Source organism: Halobacillus trueperi (assembly GCF_003386945.1).
Classification (GTDB): Bacteria; Bacillota; Bacilli; order Bacillales; family Halobacillaceae; genus Halobacillus; species Halobacillus aidingensis.
This window is the reverse complement of sequence record NZ_QUAE01000002.1, coordinates 49,661-70,662: the sequence shown is the minus strand read 5'-3', so window position 1 is coordinate 70,662 and position 21,002 is coordinate 49,661. Positions and strand designations below refer to the sequence as shown.

The 21,002-nt window shown below is 43.4% G+C and carries 25 protein-coding genes and 1 pseudogene; 25 read left to right on the top strand and 1 reads right to left on the bottom strand.

Features of this window, described 5'->3' with window-relative positions; all coding sequences use genetic code 11:
* Positions 1–135: 135 nt before the first annotated feature.
* From DYE48_RS02915 to DYE48_RS02835, 17 genes are all read left to right on the top strand, one after another.
* A complete protein-coding gene (locus DYE48_RS02915; RefSeq protein WP_115822349.1) occupies positions 136–702 on the top strand; it encodes an RNA polymerase sigma factor in 567 nt (188 codons plus the stop codon).
* On the top strand, positions 695–1,501 hold the full coding sequence (locus tag DYE48_RS02910; protein ID WP_167449444.1) for an anti-sigma factor: 807 nt from the start codon (positions 695–697) through the stop codon (positions 1,499–1,501). Before DYE48_RS02915 ends, DYE48_RS02910 begins: the two co-directional genes overlap by 8 nt.
* A 310-nt stretch (positions 1,502–1,811) precedes the next feature.
* Positions 1,812–2,555, top strand: a complete 744-nt coding sequence (locus tag DYE48_RS02905; RefSeq protein WP_115822347.1) for a L,D-transpeptidase family protein — start codon at positions 1,812–1,814, stop codon at positions 2,553–2,555.
* Positions 2,556–2,832: 277 nt separating this feature from the next.
* Positions 2,833–3,243: a hypothetical protein gene (locus DYE48_RS02900; protein WP_115822346.1), complete on the top strand. Its 411-nt coding sequence runs from the start codon at positions 2,833–2,835 to the stop codon at positions 3,241–3,243.
* Positions 3,244–3,261: 18 nt separating this feature from the next.
* On the top strand, positions 3,262–3,762 hold the full coding sequence (locus DYE48_RS02895; protein WP_425269280.1) for a GNAT family N-acetyltransferase: 501 nt from the start codon (positions 3,262–3,264) through the stop codon (positions 3,760–3,762).
* 66 nt (positions 3,763–3,828) lie between these two features.
* Positions 3,829–4,548 (top strand): hypothetical protein, encoded by a 720-nt coding sequence (locus tag DYE48_RS02890; protein WP_115822345.1) that lies wholly within the window; start codon positions 3,829–3,831, stop codon positions 4,546–4,548.
* 100 nt (positions 4,549–4,648) lie between these two features.
* Positions 4,649–5,185, top strand: a complete 537-nt coding sequence (locus DYE48_RS02885; protein ID WP_115822344.1) for a GNAT family N-acetyltransferase — start codon at positions 4,649–4,651, stop codon at positions 5,183–5,185.
* Between the two features lie 233 nt (positions 5,186–5,418).
* Positions 5,419–5,907 carry a GyrI-like domain-containing protein gene (locus DYE48_RS02880; RefSeq protein WP_115822343.1) on the top strand — a complete coding sequence of 163 codons (489 nt, stop codon included), beginning with the start codon at positions 5,419–5,421 and terminating at the stop codon, positions 5,905–5,907.
* 61 nt (positions 5,908–5,968) lie between these two features.
* On the top strand, positions 5,969–6,511 hold the full coding sequence (locus tag DYE48_RS02875; RefSeq protein ID WP_115822342.1) for a P-loop NTPase family protein: 543 nt from the start codon (positions 5,969–5,971) through the stop codon (positions 6,509–6,511).
* A 197-nt stretch (positions 6,512–6,708) separates the two neighbouring features.
* Positions 6,709–8,070, top strand: coding sequence for a copper amine oxidase (locus tag DYE48_RS02870; RefSeq protein WP_115822624.1), 1,362 nt, complete (start codon positions 6,709–6,711; stop codon positions 8,068–8,070).
* A gap of 80 nt (positions 8,071–8,150) precedes the next feature.
* Entirely contained in the window at positions 8,151–8,810 is a 660-nt protein-coding gene (locus DYE48_RS02865; protein ID WP_115822341.1) for a class F sortase, read from the top strand.
* Positions 8,811–9,033: 223 nt separating this feature from the next.
* Positions 9,034–9,687, top strand: a complete 654-nt coding sequence (locus DYE48_RS02860) for a DUF429 domain-containing protein (protein ID WP_115822340.1) — start codon at positions 9,034–9,036, stop codon at positions 9,685–9,687.
* A 108-nt stretch (positions 9,688–9,795) separates the two neighbouring features.
* The gene (locus DYE48_RS02855; RefSeq protein ID WP_115822339.1) at positions 9,796–10,566 is read left to right on the top strand and encodes a putative hydro-lyase; all 771 of its coding nucleotides are present in this window, start codon (positions 9,796–9,798) and stop codon (positions 10,564–10,566) included.
* 92 nt (positions 10,567–10,658) lie between these two features.
* On the top strand, positions 10,659–11,603 hold the full coding sequence (locus DYE48_RS02850; RefSeq protein WP_115822338.1) for a ribose-phosphate diphosphokinase: 945 nt from the start codon (positions 10,659–10,661) through the stop codon (positions 11,601–11,603).
* Positions 11,604–11,959: 356 nt separating this feature from the next.
* Positions 11,960–13,543, top strand: a complete 1,584-nt coding sequence (locus DYE48_RS02845; protein WP_115822337.1) for a BCCT family transporter — start codon at positions 11,960–11,962, stop codon at positions 13,541–13,543.
* Positions 13,544–13,885: 342 nt separating this feature from the next.
* On the top strand, positions 13,886–14,473 hold the full coding sequence (locus DYE48_RS02840) for a hypothetical protein (protein WP_115822336.1): 588 nt from the start codon (positions 13,886–13,888) through the stop codon (positions 14,471–14,473).
* Between the two features lie 254 nt (positions 14,474–14,727).
* Complete coding sequence (locus DYE48_RS02835; protein WP_115822335.1) at positions 14,728–15,072, top strand: hypothetical protein; 345 nt, start codon at positions 14,728–14,730, stop codon at positions 15,070–15,072.
* Between the two features lie 44 nt (positions 15,073–15,116).
* Here the strand turns inward: DYE48_RS02835 and DYE48_RS02830 are convergent, their stop codons facing one another.
* Entirely contained in the window at positions 15,117–15,686 is a 570-nt protein-coding gene (locus DYE48_RS02830) for a DJ-1/PfpI family protein (RefSeq protein ID WP_115822334.1), read from the bottom strand.
* Positions 15,687–15,937: 251 nt separating this feature from the next.
* Between DYE48_RS02830 and DYE48_RS02825 the strand changes: the two genes are divergently transcribed.
* The 8 genes and pseudogenes from DYE48_RS02825 to DYE48_RS02790 all read left to right on the top strand — a co-directional run bounded on the left by DYE48_RS02825 (position 15,938) and on the right by DYE48_RS02790 (position 20,994).
* Positions 15,938–16,798: an AraC family transcriptional regulator gene (locus tag DYE48_RS02825; RefSeq protein WP_115822333.1), complete on the top strand. Its 861-nt coding sequence runs from the start codon at positions 15,938–15,940 to the stop codon at positions 16,796–16,798.
* 114 nt (positions 16,799–16,912) lie between these two features.
* Entirely contained in the window at positions 16,913–17,287 is a 375-nt protein-coding gene (locus tag DYE48_RS02820) for a YhfM domain-containing protein (RefSeq protein WP_115822332.1), read from the top strand.
* Entirely contained in the window at positions 17,284–17,673 is a 390-nt protein-coding gene (locus DYE48_RS02815) for a VOC family protein (RefSeq protein ID WP_115822331.1), read from the top strand. The genes DYE48_RS02820 and DYE48_RS02815 overlap by 4 nt, the downstream gene beginning before the upstream one ends.
* Before the next feature lie 12 nt (positions 17,674–17,685).
* Positions 17,686–18,186, top strand: a complete 501-nt coding sequence (locus DYE48_RS02810; RefSeq protein ID WP_115822330.1) for an NUDIX hydrolase — start codon at positions 17,686–17,688, stop codon at positions 18,184–18,186.
* Positions 18,170–18,679, top strand: coding sequence for a GNAT family N-acetyltransferase (locus tag DYE48_RS02805; RefSeq protein ID WP_167449430.1), 510 nt, complete (start codon positions 18,170–18,172; stop codon positions 18,677–18,679). Before DYE48_RS02810 ends, DYE48_RS02805 begins: the two co-directional genes overlap by 17 nt.
* 7 nt (positions 18,680–18,686) lie before the next feature.
* A pseudogene (locus DYE48_RS02800) lies at positions 18,687–19,097 on the top strand (NUDIX hydrolase); the annotation flags it as partial.
* Positions 19,094–20,107 (top strand): SDR family oxidoreductase, encoded by a 1,014-nt coding sequence (locus DYE48_RS02795; RefSeq protein ID WP_115822328.1) that lies wholly within the window; start codon positions 19,094–19,096, stop codon positions 20,105–20,107. The pseudogene DYE48_RS02800 and the gene DYE48_RS02795, both read left to right, overlap by 4 nt.
* A gap of 89 nt (positions 20,108–20,196) precedes the next feature.
* Entirely contained in the window at positions 20,197–20,994 is a 798-nt protein-coding gene (locus DYE48_RS02790; RefSeq protein WP_244199358.1) for an SDR family oxidoreductase, read from the top strand.
* The last annotated feature ends 8 nt before the right edge of the window (positions 20,995–21,002 follow it).

Here is a 21,002-nt window from a genome sequence, read left to right as displayed (position 1 = left end):
TTTATTAACGGTCACAATAACTATCAAGGGAATAGTGATCCAGAATTTGTTCCCTTTCGTATGCTTTGTGAAACGTGAAGAATCTCCTTTAAAAAGATATACTAGAAAGACAATGGCATAAAAAGGGGAATTTGAATGAGCAAACCGACGGACTATGAGTTATACGAACAAATCCGTAATAAAGACAAAACTGCTCTCGAAACCCTCTACAACCGATATGAGAAATTATTATATTCTTTTGCTTATCGAATGATGAAGGATCAGCAAGCCGCTGAAGAAGTGATGCAGGATGTCTTCATTAAGTTGTGGAGAGGCAAAGGAGCAGGTCAATACGTGAAAGAACGCGGCAAGTTTTCAAGTTGGCTGTTGACCATCACAAGGAATGCTTCCATCGACTTGATCAGAAAAAAGAAAGTCCAGGAAGTGGAGTGGGATCAAAGAGATTCCGTGAATGAGGAAATGCCTGGTGTCGAAGAGGTCGTGACAGATAAAGAAGAACGTGACCAACTGCGAAAAGCGATCGACACGCTACCCGATGAACAGCAACGCATGATCTGCCTTTTTTATTTCCAGGGATTATCGCAACGGGAAATCGCTGAAAAATGTGAGATTCCCCTTGGTACAGTCAAAGGACGGGTTCGGCTCGCATTGAAAAAGTTGCGCGAGCATTTGGATGAGAAAGGGGGGACCACCGATGAATGACAAACAATGCGAGAATGTCCTTGATTACTTGAATGACCAGTTGAACGAAAAAGAGAAAAACGAATTTGAACAACATTTACGGGAGTGTCCCGACTGTCAGGAAGAAGTCCAGGAGCTGGAAGGCCTGATGGGAGATATCCCTGCCTATATGAAAGAAGCGACGCCTCCGGCCGGTATGAGAGAACGCGTCTTAAATGGTGTCTTCAATGAGGAAGAAGATGGACATGGATATGAAGCGAAAGAAAAACAGACGCCGGTCCTCTCACCTAAAAAGCCGAACAAGTGGAAGGTTTGGGCTGGCGCACTAGCAGCAGGGCTCCTCTTATCCGTAGGTGGAAATATATTCGCAGGTCTGCAGCTTCAACAGCTATCTTCCCAAAATGAAGATCTGGAGTCGAATCTTTCTGACCTTCAAGTGGCTTTATCTGAACTCGAAGATCGCGAGAGTGAGAATGGAGATACGGTGACCCCGACCGAGCGGACGCAGCTTGCATCCACAGGTGAAGCCGGATCTGGAGTAGCGACCTTAGTTGACCGCAATATCGGTTCTGAACTGCTTGTCCAAGTGGAAGAATTGAGTCAACTCGAAGGGGATCAGGTCTATCAAGTATGGCTGATCGAAGGTGAAAATCCTGAACCAGCAGGGGCTTTTACGACAGATGGAGAAGGTAACGGTGCGGTGACTTTCCGGATTGATGAGGAAAACCAGAAATCATGGGATGCCATCGCCATCACGAAAGAGCCACAACCAAATAACCAACTTCCTGAAGGGGATGTTGTATTACAAGCGGAACTATAAGACGATAGAAGCGAAAGAGGTCGGCTCATAATGCCGACCTCTTTTCATTTTATTCTGGCTTCTTCGCCCATATATTTTACCATAAAATGGCGGGTGTGTGGGTGGACGGGAGATGAATGACCAGGGGATTAGGAAACACTCACGTTCATCATTCTGCTCTAATACCCATTAAACAGAGAAATGGTCGGAAAATATCAGTTTTATCCGCACGAAAATTTTCTCATTTCGACAGCCGTAATCGACATTTATTTCCTCATTCCCCGGAGTATAATGTTTCCATATTCATTAAGGGAGTAATGGAGGAAAGAGGATGCAGATGAGGAAACTTGTGTTTGCACTTGGGGTGTTGTTATTAGGTTTGTGTTTGGGAGTAAAGCCGGCAGAGGCTGCGGAGAAGGAAGCCATTATCATTAACAAGAGTAATAACCAACTCGCTTTTTATGAAAATGGAACCCTTCAAAAAGTCTTTCCTGTAGCAACAGGAAGAACGAGAAATATGACACCGGAAGGGAAGTTTTCTCTCGTTAATAAGGTTAAAAACAGGCCATGGTATAAAGAAGGCATCCCTGGTGGGGATCCAAGGAATCCTTTAGGCGCAAGGTGGCTTGGCATAAATGTCCCAGGTGACTGGGGGCATACCTCAGGAAATATATACGGAGTACACGGAACAAACAATCCGGCTTCTATTGGAACTTACGCGTCCAGCGGTTGTATCCGCATGCATAACAAAGATGTCGTATGGCTGTATGATCGTGCGGATAAAAATATCCCTGTCTATATTACGAGTTCCTCTTCATCATTTTCGACATTAGCTCAAAAATATGGAGTAGGAGCCAATAAAGCAGTCGCAGGATATCAGACATTTAATGAAACGTTAAGGTATGGAAGCAAAGGAGAATCAGTGGCCATTCTTCAGCGGAAACTCAGCATAACGGCTGACGGGTCTTTTGGTCCTCAGACATTAAGAGCTGTTAAGAAGTTCCAGACATCAAAAGGATTAGTAGCTGATGGGATCGTTGGACCAAAAACAAGAAAAGCATTATTCAGTGAATAGTTAAGAGAATGCATAATCTTAGCTGTGAGCGAGCGTAAGAGACAGGGCAGAAAGAAAAAGAAGCTCATTCTTTAATGAAAGTCATCAATCATTCTTAGAAGCTAAAGTTTCCTTTGAATCTTTAGCTTCTTTTTCTATGCTCGGAGAAGAGTCATCCAGGATAAATATTCGATTTTTTATTTTTGAACTGTAACTTTTCCATATTATGGTCGTCTTATAGAAAAGGGAGGGATGGTGGATTAGAAAAATTTTAGTAGTATCAGGTTTTCTATTATGCGTGCCATTGGCCATTGGGGTGTTTTTCTATTTTTCAACACCTCCAGAACATCCCATTCCGAATGTCACAACAGCTGGAATGAGTGTCCCTGTAGCAGAAGGTTCCTATTGTTGGAAAGGACTTCTATCAGCTGAATGTGTAGATAAAGTTTTCACAGATCCCATAGATATGGGAAAACAATATGAACCGACCGAAGTAGCCCCTAATCAAAAAATCAGTGTGCGTTTTGGTCAAGCACCTGCGCAAGAAATGAAAATAGAACAATGGGTAGAAGATGGTTATGTGAGGGAAATTGATTTTAAGAGAAGTGAAGTAATGGCTCCCATCGAAAAAGGAGTGTATGTCTATTATATTACTGCTCAGTGGAAGGAAGGGGATGGCAATTACGCTTTTTCAATAGAAGTAAAATAATCAAGATTGCAAGGGGAGATGGACTTGTTATCAACAAATCGGACAGTTATGAAAGAGATTCAAAACATAGATCTTGAAGAGGTTAAAGAACTTTACTTACATCCAGTGGTCAGGAAATACCTAGGAGGTCCACGTGATGAGGATAGTATTGCTGCGCTCTTTGAAGGAATGCAGACCTCAGATGAAAAGTCTCTTTATTTGGTGGTACGTGAAAAAGGAACCAATCATTTTATTGGGTTAGTTTCACTTGATCCTCATCATGATGAGGAAAATATCGAGCTTTCATATCAATTCCTGCCTCGTTGGTGGGGGAAAGGGTATGGTTATGAAATTGTGAAAGAAGTCGCAGGCTATGCTTTTAATGAGCTGAATCTACAAAAAATTACGGCTGAAACGCAGATGGCGAATGTGTATTCTTGCAGGCTCTTAGAAAAAACTGGTATGAAATTAGACAAGACCATCACTCGTTTTGGTGAAACCCAATGTATTTATTCTTTACGTCTAAATGAACGGCGTTGAGCTACATAGGTTAGATATCTCAGGAAATATAGGCACCTTCGGGTAATAAAAGAAAGGGGTGACAGAGTGAAGAATTCTAAAAAGCGTTTTTATTCCTATGTAATTTTCATCTTCATTGTTTTCATGACTGCTGGATGTCAAGACATAAAGGGCAAAGAAACAACTTTAACTACAGGTGAAGACGAGTCTGGTGTCAACCATCACACAGAGACGGGGTCAAGGGAAAACGAAAGTGATCAAACAGATTCCAACGAAGAAAAAGGTACTTCGAAAAACCAACCGGAGAGCGCATCTTCAAAAGGATCCGGGGAAGATCAATCAAAGGCTAACCCCTCAAATAGCGTGAATTCTAATCAATATTCAGAAGGTGAAAAGGTAGATTTAACTCCTTACACGTCCAATAAAATCGAATGGGCAAGAGTTTGGTATCAACTAGCTCCAAACCAACAGATTGACAAAATGTATGTGAGAAAGATTTCCGCTGGCAGCCTAATTAATCCTAACCATGAAGAGAGTGCTGTCTATCCTGAGGATGTGATTCAGTTAGAAGGTACTCGCCAAGTGGATGGAGCCGTCACTTATAGTGGTAACGGGGATGGCACAGTCAATGTCTACAATGTGCCCGCCCGGTGGAATAAAAAGCTGAATGGAGAAGTGGATAAGGAGGAGATTAAAAAAGTCACGGAAGGTGTAATTAAAACCACAAAGCAAGTGAGGATTGAGCCAGTTTCCAATGAGGACATCATAGCGTTGATCGAGAAGATACAAATGGTCGATCCACAGTGAATTTTTCCTGTAGGCTAAGATCCCTCATAATGTAATCACGCGGGCTGGTGGAAACTTAATATGGGTCATGGTAGGGAGAACATAATAGAAGGAGGGTGTCATGCTGTTTGAAAATGCTGATTTACTAGTCAGGAAAGTAGTGAAAGAAGATCATGATGTACTATCCAAATGGCTTTCAGACCCTAGAGTACTTGAATTTTATGAAGGAAGAGATCAGCCTTTTAATAGGAGTAAGATTGAGAATGAATTCATTTCCTTAGGTGATGAAAAGACACAATGCCTTGTCGTATATAAAGAGAAGAAAATAGGATATATCCAATTTTATGAGTTAGATAAAAAAATGAAAGGTCAATATGGGTATGTGGATCGGGTTGTTTATGGAATGGATCAATTTATTGGAGAAGTGAAGTATTGGAACAAGGGGGTGGGCTCCTTGCTTGTTACGTCTATGGTTGATTATTTATTTGAGAATAACTGTGCAGACAGGGTGGTGATGGATCCTCAAGCAAGAAACGAGCGGGCTTTAAGATGTTATGAAAAATGCGGGTTTCGAAAAGTGAAGCTGCTTCCAAGTCATGAGCTTCATGAGGTGGAGTATCAAGATTGTTGGTTAATGGATATCCAAAGAGGTCAATAAGGTAAAAGTCATTCCCGATAAAATAATTGGAATAAAATATCATATTTTTTAGCCTTACGTTTGCTTTATAGCTTATGGCGTTGTAAATATTGAAGGTTTGATCTGAAACCTATGGATGTAGCAGGAATAGAAGTCTTCGTGGAGAAAAAGTTTATGAGGATAAATTTTCTAATGGCAATCGTCTATGTCTCTTAATGGAATCAAAAATGAATGTCACTTTTGGAGGTGAAGAAATGGATCCGAAAATTATAGCGATAGAGGAAAAGACGTTGATTGGAAAATCGAAGCGGATGTCTTTAAATGAAGATTCTACTCAAGAACTTTGGAAAAGTTTTATGCCGTACCGTCATTCCATTCCTAATCGTACCGATGAAATGTTATACAATCTCAAGGTTTTTGATGGGGGATTGGGTTCTGAGAATTTTAGTTCTTCTACAACTTTTGTTAAATGGGCGGCTGTAGAAGTTGATCAAATAGATCCTGAAGAAATGCCAGCGATGGAAACCCATTTCTTGAGTGGTGGAATTTATGCGGTCTTTCTGCATCGTGGACCTGCAAGTGAATTCAACCAAACGTTGCAATACATATTCAAAGAGTGGCTGCCATCTTCATCCTACGTCTTGGATGACCGGGAGCATTTTGAACGGTTTACAGAAGACTATCGTCCGGCTGACCCTGAAGCCGTGGAAGAGGTGTGGATTCCTGTTCAATATCGGGGATGAGGGGGCTGACATAATGATGAACGCTCCAGAATAAGAAGCGGTATTAAAAAGGGGGAGTCTAGTGAACGACGTAAAAAAAATACATATCATCGGTTCCGTTGCGAGTGGGAAGACGACACTCGCAAGAAAACTATCCAGAGAATTGGAACTTCCCTATTATGAATTGGATAATGTCGTGTGGGAAAGGCACCAGACAGGCGATATTCGAAGAACAGAAGAGGAGCGGGCCGAATACTTGAAGCGGGTAGTCGGGATGGAAGGATGGATTATGGAAGGAGTCCACAATGAGTGGTGGGTGGAAGAAAGTTTCCGTCATGCGGATGTCATCATCTTCCTCGATACCAAATATTCAATACGGACATACCGGATCATCAAGCGTTTCATTTTACAGAAGCTTCGTTTGGAAAAGGCCAATTACATACCCACCTTCCAAATCTTCTTCAAAATGTTCAAGTGGAACAAATATTTTGAAGAGAACGGGAAACCGCACTTTTTTCAAGCATTTGAGGACGTTCAAGATAAAGTGCTGAAGGTGAGCACAGTTAAAGAGTTGAAACAGAGATTGCATTCCCTCCGATCGACTTCACCAGTTGAAAATAAGTGATGCTGGTTTTGAAAGCGTCTATGGAAAACCACCGTGAAAAGGTGGTTTTCTTTTTTTCGAATAGAATTTTTGTTGATATAACAAGGGTTTTAGCCTTTTTTAAAACTTTTTTTGTTTTTTTGTGATCCAAAATGCATCTCCTCTCGTTAGCTTAGTGAAATCAAAATTAAGAGGAGTGGTTGGAAATGAAAAAACAAATCAATTGGAAAAAATCTTTGATCGCTTTGCCGATGTCCGCAGCACTAATGCTGCCGACAGCCACGGTTACGTTTGCAGATGATCACGGAGATCACAATGAAAAAATGTCTGATGTAACGGTATCAACGCCGGCTGCTGATTTACGCGCAACACTTGATCAGTCCCTTTCCGAGCACGCCTACCTTGCCGTTGTAACAATGCAGAAAGGAATTGAGGGAGCTGAGGATTTTGATGCAGCTGCTGCAGCCCTTGAAGGAAATACACAAGATCTGAGCGCAGCGATTGCTTCCGTCTATGGAGATGAGGCAGGACAGCAATTCGAATCCATGTGGTCTGAACATATCGGATATTTTGTTGATTATGTAAAAGCGACAGCAGAAGAAGATGAAGCGGGACGTGAAGAAGCGTTAAGCAATTTGGACAACTACCGTGAAGATTTCTCCATGTTCTTGGAAACAGCAACAGACGAACGCTTAGAAGCTTCTGCGCTGGCTGAAGGTCTTCAAATGCACGTAAATCAGCTCGTTGGTGCTTTTGACAATTATGAAGAAGGCGACTTTGATGAAGCCTATCAAAAACTTCGTACAAGTATCGATCACATGTACGGAGTAGGAAAAGGTCTATCCACAGCAATTACCGACCAATTCCCGGAAAAATTCGAAAACACGAACCCAGCGACACCAGCCGCTGACCTTCGTGCAGACTTGAACCACTTGCTATCTGAGCACGCAGCCCTTGCCGTCCTTGCGATGCAAAAAGGCGGAGACGGTGCGGAAGACTTTGAAAATGCCGCAGCTGCACTCAGCAATAATACGGAAGATCTTTCTGCAGCCATCACTTCTGTCTATGGAGAGGAAGCGGGACAACAATTTGAAGAAATGTGGTCTGAGCACATCGGTTACTTCGTCGATTATGTAGAAGCGACAGGGGCGGGAGATGAAGAAGCAAAAGAACAAGCCTTGACTGCTTTGGATGGTTACCGTGCAGACTTCTCCGAGTTCCTTGATACAGCGACAGAAGGCGGATTAGAAGCAGAAGCAACAGCCGAAGGACTTCAAATGCACGTAAACCAATTGACAGGGTCGTTCGACAGCTATGTAGACGGTGACTTTGACGCAGCTTATGACCAGCTTCGTGAAGCATACGCGCACATGTATGGAGTAGGTGAGGGTCTATCAGGTGCCATCGTAGCGCAAAACCCTGAAATGTTCGCATCCAACATGCCTTCTGAAATGCCTAAAACAGGTCTCGGCGGAACAGCAGATGACGGAATGAATGCCTGGATGATCGCCTTCGCCAGCATGGCAGCCGTCCTATTCGCAACAGCCATCGGCGTACGCAAAAGCAAAAACAATGCATAAGAGATAATTACCAAAAATTTCTACCCCTGGTCATACAGATATTTCCAGGGGTAGTTTAATATAGATGGAAGGTGAATGATATGTACAAATGGATTCCACTGTTGTTTCTTTGCTTCTTGTTTGCGTGTTCCAGTGCTCAGGATCCGGATGCGAATATGGATGCTGAACAAAAGGCAGCGGATACGTCAAAAGAGGCGCAGGAAAAGGAAAGTTTAAGAAAAACGTATGACTCCCAGAAAATAAATGCATCCACAACTTCTGAAACCACCGATGAGACAGCCATCACACCGAATACCGTAACCATTCCCGCGATTGATGTGAAAGCGGATATTGAGAATGTGGGTCGTTATGCAAATGGTCAGATGGGAGAACCGGGAAGTGTGGATGGTGTGGGCTGGTACAAAGATGGTTATCAGCCAGGAGCGAAAGGAAGTGCCGTTCTAGCGGGCCACGTAGATAGCCGGACGGGTCCGGCGGTATTTTATAACCTGGAAGATTTGCAAGAAGGGGACGAAATCATCGTCACAGATGACGAAGGAACAGAACAAACCTTTATCGTACAAAAATCAGAGGCGTATGATCGGAAGAACGCACCATTGAACAAGATTTTTGGTTTTTCCTACCGAAGACAGTTGAACCTCATCACTTGCACAGGGGAATTCAATAAAGAAGCGGGAACACATGATGAACGGCTGGTCGTCTATGCCGTCCATGAAGATGATGTGAATCCTGCAGGTTAAACAGGTATCTATCTTTATATAGATGCCTGTTTTTATTTCTAAATTAATTTTCGTTGTAGCGGATTGCTTTCTTAAATCCTGATATAATCCTGAAAATAATGATATCATGGTCGAAACCCTGATAAATCAACTCTCCATAAAAATGGATAATCAAAAAGTCTGTCATTCATTTGATCAAATCGTATAGGCTGATAGATCAGCGAACGTTGAAGGAGGAGCGCAGGTGCAGTACATAGGGATTGACTTATCCGGACCCAGCAACACCAAAGACACCGTACTCGTTCATTTTCAAAAGCAGAAAGGCAAGCTCTCTTACAAAAAACATGAAACACCGATGAATGACCATGCTTTAATTACATACATAGAATCTCTAGCAAATAAGGACTCCGTTACCATCGGTGTGGACGCTCCTTTATCCTATGAAGACGGAGGAGGGGACCGGGAAAGCGACCGATCCTTGAGAGCTTTCGTAACTAAGCTCGGCATGAAGGGAGCATCCATCATGCCCCCGACGATGATGCGGATGGTGTACTTATCGTTGAGAGGCATACGCTTTACAAGGGAAATCGAACGTCTTTCAACCAAATACGAAGTTCATATCGTTGAAGTTCATCCCGGAGCGGCGCTTGGAGCAAGAATGGAGACGATTGATGATGTTCTTCACTACAAGCAAGACCTAACCATTCGTAAAAGGATAAGGAGATGGTTCGAAACACACCAATTACTGGATATCCCGGAAGTGATGGCCCAGGAATCCCACACCATTGATGCTTGCGCTGCTGCACTTGCTGCCTGGCATTGGCAGGATCCTAATCACGAACCTGCTTGGCTGTACAAAGCTTCCTTACCTCTTCACCCTTATGATTTTTGTTGTTGATCTTTTGGTGAAAATCCGTTGGAAACTTCAGATGAAAAAGTCATGTATAATACAACTTAAGATGATGGAAGTACTATAGTTTCAGATAGAAAAGGAGACGAGCTCAATATGGAACCCTATAAAGAAAGAGCGGCGATGCGAAAGGAAGAAAACACTGGTACAACGTCCGGATTATGTGAAGGGTATATTCAAACCAATATGGTGACACTTCCGAAAGAGTACGCCTTCGATTTTTTATTGTTCTGCATGAGAAATCCCAAGCCCTGCCCTTTAGTCGAAGTGATGGAAGCGGGACAGACGATTCCTCAATCGGCAGATGCGGATATCCGGACAGACTTGCCGCGGTACCGCATTTATCGCGATGGGAAGTTTTCAGAAGAAGTTCTAAATATCTCAGATGTGTGGCAGGATGATTTCGTTACGTTTCTGATCGGGTGCAGTTTCACTTTTGAAAAAGCGCTCCTTGATGGTGGCATCCCGTTGTTCCACCAGGAGCAGAAAAAAGTCGTGCCCATGTTCGATACAACCATTCCACTGGAGCCTGCCGGGATTTTTAAAGGGAATATGGTCGTCAGTATGAGAGCGGTCCCGAACCATTTAGTCGATCAGGCCCTTGCTATATCGGATCGGTTTGAACAGTCTCACGGGAGTCCTGTCCATATCGGATCACCAGAAGAAATCGGCATCAATGATTTGCAAAATCCGGATTATGGGGAAGCCGTCGAATTTGACTCTGCAGAAGCGACACCTGTTTTTTGGGCGTGTGGAGTTACACCACAAAATGCTGCGCTCCAAGCGAAGCCACCCATTATGATTACTCATGCCCCTGGTCATATGTTGATTACCGATCAGTTGGACCCGAATTATAATGATGGGTAACTCTTACCAAACGAGGTTCCGAACTTGCATCCAACTCCCTGTAGTGATAAGTTTTTCTTAATGAAATCTTTACAAAAACAGGAGCGATACATATGGATACACAATCACAGATGAAGCTATTCACTTTAAACTCCAATGAACCATTGGCTCAAGAAATATCAGAAATTCTGGAAGTGCCTTTAGGAAAAAGCAAAGTCGTCCGTTTCAGCGATGGAGAAGTTCAAATCAATATTGAAGAAAGTGTCCGTGGGGATGATATTTACCTGATCCAGTCCACATCCCAGCCTGTCAATGAGCATGTGATGGAAATGTTGATCATGGTCGATGCCTTAAAGAGAGCTTCTGCCAAAACGATCAATGTCGTTATCCCTTATTATGGGTACGCACGTCAAGACCGGAAAGCACGTCCCCGTGAACCCATTACAGCGAAGTTGATCGCCAACCTTCTCGAGAAGGCAGGCGCAGACAGAGTCATTACGCTTGATTTACACGCTCCGCAGATCCAAGGATTCTTCAATATCCCTGTGGATCAGCTTCAAGGCATTCCCATTCTTGGAGAACATTTTAAAACGAAGAACATCGAGGACCTTGTCGTCGTTTCTCCTAATACAAGCAGCATGAATCGGGTAAGAAAAATGGCGAATATCCTTGATGCCCCGCTTGCTTTCATTGATAAACGCAAAGCGGAGCCCGGGGAGGCGGAAATCCGTGACGTCGTCGGGGATGTCCAGGGTAAAAACGTCATCATCGTCGATGACATGATGGATACAGCGGATACCGTGACTGTCGCTGCTGATATTCTTCATCAGAATGGAGTCAGCGACATCTATGCCTGCGGAACGCACGCCGTGTTATCGGACCCTGCCGTCATCAAAATCGAACAGTCACCGATCAAAGAATTAGTGATCACGAATTCAATTTTCCAACCGGAAGAAAAACAGATTGATAAAATGACCATTCTTTCTGTCGCTCCTCTGCTCGCGGATGCCTTACTACGCGTCCAGCACGAGCATTCCGTGAGTGTCCTGTTCGATTAATAGCTTATATTCAAAGCACCTCTTTCCGTAGGGGTGCTTTTTTTATGTGAATCTATTTTTTCGTAATCTATAATAGCTAAATTATAATAGATGGACTGCATGTTATAGATTTACTGCTCACAGTTAACCAGCCTACCTCAGCTAACAAATGCTTCAACATCCTCTCAATCTTTACAACACTTCGATTTGACGAGTTGTACGAACATCTCTATAATTAATCCCTATGTGTTAAGAAAAGTCTCAGAATAAGAGGAGTATTCGTTTTCTGAACGTCTAAAGAACAAAGCCATTGTATATACGTCATTGACTTAAAAATAAATTAACTATCACAGGTTATTAAACCTAGGAGGAAAATAATGAACGAAAAAACGAATAGGAGAACGAGAATTGACTGGGTCACATTCAGCATCAGCGGAGGCTTTCTCGTCTTATTTTTACTCATGTCTCTCTTGAATAAAGACCTGATGGGAGAATGGATCTCAAGCTCGTTCGACTTTTCTGTTACATTCTTTGGTGCCTTCTGGCAACTGCTGCTGCTTGCTACATTCGTAGTTGGTGTCTCGCTGGCCCTATCGAAATATGGAAAAGTGAAATTAGGAAAAATGGATCGACCGGAAAACAGCTGGTTCCGCTGGGTCTCCATGATTCTTTGTACATTGCTTGCAAGTGGCGGTGTCTTCTGGGCAGCCGGAGAACCAATTTATCATTTCTTAACGACGCCACCGCTTTTTGCGGATGAGGGAATGACAAGTGCACAGGCCGTCGTACCTGGGTTAGCGCAAAGCTTTTTCCACTGGGGCTTTACCGCATGGGCGTGTTTAGGTACGGTAGCTACGATTGTACTGATGTATGCGCACTACCATAAAGGGTACCCGTTAAAGCCACGGGCGATTTTGTATCCGATGGTTGGAGAGAAAATTTTCAATAAGAAAAGCATCATCGGAGCTACAGCTGATATTGTATCTGTCATTGCCGTAGCCGCAGGAACGATAGGACCGATCGGCTTTTTAGGACTACAAGTCGGTTATGCTTTGAACTATTTATTCAATATCCCGGACACTATGTTCACTCAGTCACTCGTGATCATTTTCCTTGTGACAATCGCTGCCATTTCTGCAGCTTCTGGTGTAGATAAAGGGATTCAACTGCTCAGTCGTCTGAATGTCGGTTTTGCCGTCATTCTTATGATCGGCATGCTCATTTTAGGACCAACCATGTTCATCATCGATTCATTCATCGCTGCGGAAGCTTTTCAACTTCAGAACTTCCTGCGTATGAGTCTTTATCGCGGAGATAGCGGCTGGCTCGGATATTGGACCGTCTTCTTCTGGGGCTGGTTCCTCGGTTTCGGACCGGCGATGGCGATGTTCATCAGCCGGATCTCAAGAGGTCGGACCATCCGTGAGCTGATTCTTGCCGTGGCAATCATCGCTCCAATTGTGAGTAATTTCTGGTTTGCCGTTGTCGGAGGATCTGGTTTGTTTTACGAACTGGAATCACCGGGAGCCATTTCTACAGCCTTGAACAACACAGGAATGCCTGCCGCGGTGATGGCGATTATGGAACAAGTGCCGTACGGAATGGTCATGGCTGCTGGATTCTTAATTGTTACGGTCATCTTCGTCGCAACCACAGCAGATACGATGTCTTATTCTGTTGCGGTCACGATTACGGGTGATACTCATCCGCCACGTGTTCTTCGTGTATTCTGGGCCCTGCTTTTTGGAGGGATCGCTGCAACCCTTCTCGGTATTGGGGAAAGCAGTATTCAAACCCTGCAGAACTTTATCGTTGTTACCGCTGTTCCGGTTTCACTGTTGTTGTTGCCGCCTGTCTGGTTAGCGCCGAAAGTGGCTAAGCGGATGGCGAAGGAACAAGGGCTGATTACGGAAAGAATTGTACCTGTATCCGTTGAGGAAAAAGAACGTAAAACATCATAATTGAGCTAAGCCGCTATTCTATCGATTTTCTACGATAGAATAGCGGCTTTTTCATTACTAACGTGTGATTGTTGCCTGATAGTGCTAAATAATTTAAAAAGGTTCATGAAATCAGCTGTGTGGGACTTTACTCTAGAGATTTAGAGGTATGCGGGGGATTTGAAAAACATACGATAATAAGAGGAAATAGAAGTTTGTTCTAGTTCATTCCAGCTTTTTAAGAGAGACCATTCTCGAGCCACTAGCTTAATTACCTTTTTTGGAAAAAGGAAGTGACAAAATATCAAAAAATCTAACAGAATAAAACTAACATTATTCATAACTATTGGTATAATAGTTATTTTGGTTCTACCTATTCTAACCAACCATCTTATGATGTTTCGTTGGTTCAAAGTTGTCGGTGAAGAGGAAACTTGGATAGCTTTTTACGGAAGTTACCTTGGTGGGATCATTGGAGGGTTGATGACTCTGGCAGGTGTTTTGCTAACGTTTAACTACCAAACAAAAAATAAACAACAAGAAGATGAAGTGAATGAACATAAAACGCTGCTTTTGCTATATCCAAAGTTTCTTTTGATAAAATCAAATTTAAAGAACATTAGGTTTTCTTTGGAAAACAATCACCAAATGATAGAAAAGGAACAAGAATGGAATAAGATTGAGCGTGAAATGTTCAAATGGAGAATAAAAAGGTTAGCTGAAAAACTGAACTTTCTAGAAGAAATTGATTCTAGTAAGCTACTGCCAGACACGATTGTAAAACTCATGGATTTAAATAGGGAATTAGAAAATATATACGTGGCTGTCTCTGTATTAGAGGGTAACTTTGAAAGTGGGTTTCCGTCTGAATCATGGGAGGAATATTCCAATGGAGTTAAAGATGCTATTGAACTGTTGGATTTAACAATTAAGGACTTGAATATTCGATAATGAAATATTCAAGTCGAAAACTGTATAAGTGAAGCTCGCTCATTTTTAGCTTGAGTGATCGTTCTGTTTCGTGACGGCTTTTAAAAAACGAACCCACCTCATACACATTTAATTAGGTGTTCGAACATTTTCCCCTTCTCAGATAGACATCTCTCGTAAACTCCACATGGGTAGCAGGATTGGATAGTAGGTTTCTACCTTTTCCTATTAGGGAAAATGAATTTTATTAAACAAGTTACTCAGGAGGAATCTTAATGCCTAATGAAAACAAACAAACCTTCCATATCACAGATTACAACGACTTCAACCGCGTCTGCGTAGAAAATGATGGACTAGCTTTCCCAGAACTCAAAAAAATGATGGAAGACTACATACTGAGTCAGGCCACCATGGAGTTCAAAGAATGCTGGATCCAGGATCAGCAAGTGGCAGAAGGTGAAGTCAGAACGGTCCAAGTCAATTTCCTGGATACGAACTCTAATAACTTTATCCGCCTGTGGGGTTCGAAGAACAATGAAACGGGAGAAGTATTAAATATGAAAGTGGATGCCATTGACTTGAATACGGAAGAAGTGGTCTATGAACGCCAATTAGCATGAAAAAGATAAGGCGATTAGCTGTTGTAAGCTAATCGCCTTCATTTTTATGAATTAACCGTCGTTCCTTTCACTTGCTTCACAAATTCTTTCATGATGGATGGCAGGTCTGGCCATGCGTGCCCGGATATAAGGTTGTCATCGACATAATTCATTTCATCCATGTATTCAGCACCCATACTCTCTACTTCAGGACGACATGCATGATAGGCAGTCATCTTACGACCTTCTACTACGTCAGCAATCGTCGTCAATACAAGGCTGCCATGGCACATGACGGCAATCGGTTTTTCGGCGATGAAGAAATGGCTGACGATTTCTGGCAGGTCATCATGCATGCGAATATGTTCAGGGGCACGGCCACCTGGAATGATCAGCGCATCGTAATCATTCGGATCGACTTGTTCGAAAGTCATGTTTGAATCGATCATGTAACCTTTTTTCTCGGTGTATGTTTCCCAGTCTTCAAAGTCGTGGATGACTGTATTCAGTTTCTTCTGGTGAGGTGCGGCAATATCAACATCAAAACCTTCTTCCAAGCAGCGGAAATAAGGATAATACACTTCCAACGCTTCGACAGCATCTCCGGTGACGATTAACACTTTCTTTGCAGTCATTTTTCACCCTCCTAAAGTAGAATTACATAAGGAGTAGTACCCTTATTCTCTTCTTCGATAACCACTTATTTCCGTCAGTCCAAAGAACATGTTGCCTTTCCTTGTTAAAAAATTCCATGGACAGCTGAAAAAGGATGTTCCCTTGATGGAAGTCCTTTTTTTATTATGAAGAAAACCTGACAGCAGGAAGCACTCGCTGTCAGGTTTTCATGATAAAGTATGGATAGAATGAAAATAAGGGAGGGGATGCCATGACTTGGATGCAATCGATGCAGAAAGCGATTGATTTCATGGAAGAGCATTTATTAAAAGACATATCCATGGAAGAGATCGCACAGGCTGCTCATACCTCACCATTCCATTTCCAGCGCATTTTCAGCCTACTTACAGATACGACGGTCGCAGAATATTTGAGAAGACGTAGGTTGACGCTCGCAGCGCAGGAATTGAGAAAAGGGAAGCGGAAAATCATTGATGTCGCCTACACGTATGGTTATGAAACTCCCGAGTCTTTCTCTAGAGCGTTTCGGAAACAGCATGGCATCTCACCGAGGGAAGCACGAAGTTACAGGGGGAAGATGACTGCATACAACCGCCTGATCATCCAGGTGAATGTAAAAGGAGCTGATCCGATGGAGTATGAAGTGGTGGAAAAAGAAGCGTTTCAGGCTGTAGGTTTGAAAGAAGAGTTTTCCTGCGTAAACGGTGAGAATTTGAAAGGGATTCCTCAAATGTGGGGAAAAGTGAATGGAGATGGTACAGACCAGAAATTGTTAAAAGAAAACAATGGTCCTGTAAAAGGTCTTCTAGGCATTTGTGTCGACAAAACGGCTGAGAAAAAGAACCACATTGACTACTGGATTGCAGCCGCCCACGAGGGTGGAGCAGTGGAAGGTTTGGAGATGATGGAAGTTCCAAAAGCGAAATGGGCGATTTTCGGTGTTCATGGTGCGATGCCCCACGCCATGCAGGATACATGGAAGAAAATTTATTCAGAATGGTTTCCTTCCAGCGGCTATGAAAATGCTGGTGGTCCAGAGCTTGAAGTCTATCACGATGGGAATCCGAACAGTGGAGATTATTATTCGGAAATATGGATTCCAGTTAAATAGTCAGGGAGAGCACAGTCCTTTGTCGGATTGTGCTTTTTCTTATGGAATAAAGGATTTTATTGGCAGAGTGCAGAAGGTAAATAGTATCAATTCATGTCCAATGGGAGGGAAGTCGTGAGATCATTTCTTCTGTTTCTCGCCGTTTTCCTGACCTCATGTTCACCACTTTCGGCACACATTCCTGAGAAGATGACCATTCATGAGATGGAAAGTTTTGAAGAAAAGAAACAAGGAAAAGCATATGTCATTACTGATAAAGAAGATATTCGAAAATTCCAATCAGGGATCTGGGGCGCAGGAAAGGAATCTGGAGCTGTTGATCTTGATGAGCCCGATCTTTCTTTTACATTAAATAAAGAGTCATATTTTTTATGGTTGGATTCAGGGATAATCATGAACCAAGCGAATACCCATACCCTTTATATACTGAAGGAACGGGATCACGAGAACATAAAAAGAATCATAGTGGAGAGGAATGACAGACTGTGAGCTTTTTTTCAGGAGTCTATCAAATCAATGTGAGAGTAAAAGAAATCAAAAAGGCTGTTGAATGGTATGAGGAAATCCTTGGTTTACGAGTCTTGAAAGATTACGGAAAAACCGTTGTTCTTGAGCATGACAGAGGAGTACCGGTTTGTCTGATTGAAAAGCCTCCTCATATCGAACTACCGGACAACTTGGATGGGACTCACCCTGTCTTCAGTATCTTTCCGACCGGCGCAGAGGATTGCAGGGCTGCTTTAATAGAACGTGGTGTTGAAGTTCTGGAAGGTGGTAGTCAAGGTCATTTCAAATTCAGAGATTTGGATGGCAACCTATTAGAAGCTTATGTACCCGGCCTCTATAAGGAAGCTCGTTTCAAGCCATATCGTTGAGGAGGGGAAGATTTGGACATCGGATATACCATTTGTTTCATCAAGCGCGACGAAGAAGTGCTGCTGTTGAACAGAAATTCACCTCCCGTACAGGGGATGTGGAACGGAGTCGGAGGGAAAATGGAGGAAGGGGAGAGCCCGCTTTCTAGTGTACAGCGTGAAGTGGCAGAAGAAACGGACCTTTTTCTTGAAGAACATCTATTCGAATATAAAGGGACCATTTCCTGGGCAATAGATGGGGAGAGATCAGGCGAGATGGAGGCGTTTATCGTGAGGGTCGATGATAATGAGCTCTACCCAGCCCCTGCAGAAATTGATGAGGGTATTTTAGCTTGGAAAAACGTGTCATGGATCCTCGCTGCAGACAATCATGGTGTCAGTCCGATGATTCCTTATTATTTACATACGTTATTGAATGTGAAGCAAGAAGTCCATCATCATTTTACCATCCATCATGGGAAAATCATTGAATACGTCAAAGGAGAGGAGAGAAAGCATGTTGTTGTTCCGTGAACTGAAACAAGAAGACTGGAAGAAGATCCATACCTATGCATCAAAACCGGAGGTCTCTGAATACCAGCCGTGGGGCCCGAACTCTGAAAAGGACACCCAGGACTACGTGCAGCACTTGGTCCATGAAATCAGGCAGCCCGAACCTCAAAAACACGCGTGGACGATTTTACGTGAAGCGGATGAAGAGCTTATTGGTGTTGCGGAATTGAATATTTTGGATACGTATCATAGAACTGGCGAAATCGCTTATATCTTACATCCGGATGAGTGGGGACGGGGTATGGGTACAGAAGTTGCGAAAAGGTTGATCCGTGATGGATTCCAATCGTTCCATCTCAAACGTATCCAGGCAACCTGTCACCCTGAAAATAAGGGATCGCTTCGGGTGCTGGAGAAGTGCGGCATGGAGATGGAAGGAAGACTACGTGGTCATTTGAAAATGAAAGAAGGGCGTCGTGATTCCCTGCTTTTCAGTGTGCTGAACGATGGATGAGTGGTGAGGGGCAGCAGCCGTCTGTATCAATGAACAAAACGAACTTCTGATGGTCCTTCAGGGAAAGCCGGAAGAAAAGAAAACCTGGACAGTGCCTTCTGGAGGGGTGCTTGAAGAGGAAAGTTTGGAACAGTGCTGCATGAGAGAGACGTTTGAAGAAACGGGTTATCTTATCCGTGTGGTTGAAAGGCTGCAAACGAAAAAAGGAAAGATAGGGAAGGCGGATATCCATGTCGAATACTTTTCCTGCACGGTGACGGGCGGGTCTATACAGATCCAGGACCCTGATCATTTGATTCATGAGATTCGTTGGGTTCCAAAAGAAGAGTTGAACGGATTGGAACTCTCTTTTCCTGAAGACCAGCTATTTTTAAATCATATGCTTACAAAAAAGAAGGAAGGAGTGGATCGTGCATGAAGCTTCTTGTTATTGGTGGGACGAAATTTCTCGGAAGACACATCGTCGAATCAGCTTTGAACGAGGGTCATGAGGTGACGTTGTTTCACAGAGGGAAGACCAATCCTGGTCTATTTGAAGATGTGACCAACATTTTCGGAGACAGAGAAAAACGGGAGGACCTTGAGAAATTGGGCGAGCAAGAATGGGACGCGGTCATTGATACGTGCGGGTATAAACCGTCCACCGTATCCAAAAGTCTGGATGTCCTTGCTGGCTGCACGAAGAAGTATGTTTTCATTTCCACCATATCTGTTTATCCAGACTTCACATCGATTCATCATTTGGAGGAAACGATGGAACCGATGACGTTGACTCAGGAGGAACTGGAACAAGCGGAACGAACAGAAGCCTTTGAACCATCCTTATATGGACCTTTGAAGGCTCATTGTGAGCAGGAAGTCCAAAGCCGGATGAAAGATAGAGGGATCATCATCCGTCCGGGATTGATTGTAGGGCCTCATGATCCGACTGATCGGTTTACATACTGGCCTTCAAGAATTGCTGAAGGGGGAGAAGTGCTCGCTCCAGGGAGGAAGGATCAACAGATTCAGTTCATTGATGCAAGAGATTTAGCACATTGGATTGTCCAGCTGTCTGCTGCAGAATACGCAGGTATTTTTAATGCTAATGGCCCTGAAAACAAGCTGACGATGCAAGAATTTCTTGAGACGTGTGCGTCCACCCTGAATAAAGAGGTGTCGTTTACGTGGGTACCCGCACAGTTTTTGACGGATGAAGGTGTCCAGCCTTGGAAAGACCTTCCCGTCTGGATTCCGACCGAAAAAGATTTCAGTCAGGATGCGGCAAAGGCGATTCAGTGTGGGTTGAAATTCCGACCGTTAAAAGAAACCATTTTGGACACGTATCGCTGGGACCAGCAAAGAGTGGAGGCTGTAAGAGGTGCGGGATTGACAAGGGATGAAGAAGCAGCCATCTTGAAAAAGTGGCATGTGCAGAAAAAGAAATAAAGCCATTCAAATAGATCAATGCCTTTCTATTATTTGATTTAATAACTATAACATGTGAAACGTTCTTAATGGCTTTGGAGGTTTATGTAATGAAAAATGAAATGCAAGTGCATCCTTTAAAAGGGAAAATCGCCATTGTGACAGGCGTGAGTCGTGAGAATGGAATAGGAACAAGCACGTGTTACAGGCTCGCCGAAGCAGGGGCAGATATCTTTTTTACGCATTATCAGCCCTATGATGAAACAGATGGAGAAGGAGCGGAAAAGCATTGGCCGGAAACACTCGCGAAAAAGCTGGATGAGCTAGGGATTCGTGTCGCTCATATAGAAGCGGATTTGAGAGATGAAGATCTGCCGCAGAAGTTATTAGAGAATGTGGTAAAAGAAATTGGTGTGCCTTCCATTCTCATCCATAACGCTACATTCAGTGTGAACTCCAACTATAAGGATTTGACCTCAGAACTGCTGGACAACCATTATGAAATCAATAATAAAGGGCCGATTCTACTGACTCAGGCTTTCGCCAAACTTTATGAAAAAACGTTCCAAACGGAAGAAGAAGGAAGCATCGTCTTTTTAGTATCCGGAGGGCCGGACCCGGATAATCTGGCTTACATTGCTACAAAAGGAGCATTGAAGGCGATCACCCCGCCTTTGGCCACAGGACTTGCACCCATTGGAATCAATGTGAATGCCGTCGACCCCGGACCAACAGACACGGGGTGGATGGATCAAGAGACGAAGGAAGGTCTTTTGCCTTTGTTCCCTAAAGGGCGGTTGGGAAAGGCGGAGGATGCCGCCAAGCTGATTCGGTTCCTTGTGAGCCCGGATGCTTCATGGGTGACGGGGCAGGTCATCCATTCAGACGGTGGATTTTTAGGTAGATAATAATAAAG